At 79.3% G+C, this 773-nt stretch carries 1 protein-coding gene; it reads left to right on the forward strand.

Annotated features, from left to right (window positions below; translation table 11 throughout):
- Positions 1 to 773, forward strand: a 773-nt coding sequence (locus tag GTW67_RS00695; RefSeq protein WP_161162831.1) for an aminotransferase class I/II-fold pyridoxal phosphate-dependent enzyme, incomplete at both ends; no start/stop codon positions are given.

Below are 773 nucleotides of genomic sequence, written 5' to 3' on the forward strand. Positions count from 1 at the left end.
GAGGACCCGGGCTGGGGCAGCCTGCTCGACCTCGTGCCCGCGCTCGGCCTGCGCACCGTCGCCGTCGGCGTCGACGACGAGGGGCCGCTGCCCGACGACGTGCGCCGCGCCCTGGCCGCCGGTGCCCGGGCGCTGGTCGTCACGGACCGCGCGCAGAACCCGACCGGCGCCGCGCTGAGCGCCACGCGCGCGCGTGCCCTGCGGTCCGTGCTGCGGGAGCACCCGGAGACGCTGCTGATCGAGGACGACCACGGCCACCGCATCGTCGACCTGCCGCTGCACCCCCTCGCCGGTACGACGCACAGCTGGGCGTTCGTCCGCTCGGCGGCCAAGGCATACGGGCCCGACCTGCGGCTCGCCGTGCTCACCGGCGACGCCGTCACGCTCGACCGGGTGTGCGGCCGGCAGCGGCTGGGCCCCGGCTGGGTCAGCCGCATCACCCAGCGGGCCGTGGCGCTGCTGTGGGCCGAGGACGCGGTGGACTCCCGGGCGGTGGCGGCGGCGTACGGGCGGCGCCGGGACGCGCTGCTCGCCGCGCTCGGGCAGCGGGGGGTGGCGGCGCACGGGCGCAGCGGGCTGAACGTGTGGATCCCCGTGCCGGACGAGACCGGCGCCGTCGCCCGCCTGCTCGGCGCCGGCTGGGCCGTGGCACCCGGCGCCCGCTTCAGGATCGCCGCCCCGCCCGGCATCCGGATCACCGTCTCGACCCTGGCCGCCGGAGAGGAACGGCCCCTGGCGGACGCGATCGCGGCGGCGCTGGGTGCGGGGGCGGG

This window comes from Streptomyces sp. SID5910 (genome assembly GCF_009862125.1).
In the GTDB taxonomy this organism is placed as follows: Bacteria; Actinomycetota; Actinomycetes; order Streptomycetales; family Streptomycetaceae; genus Streptomyces.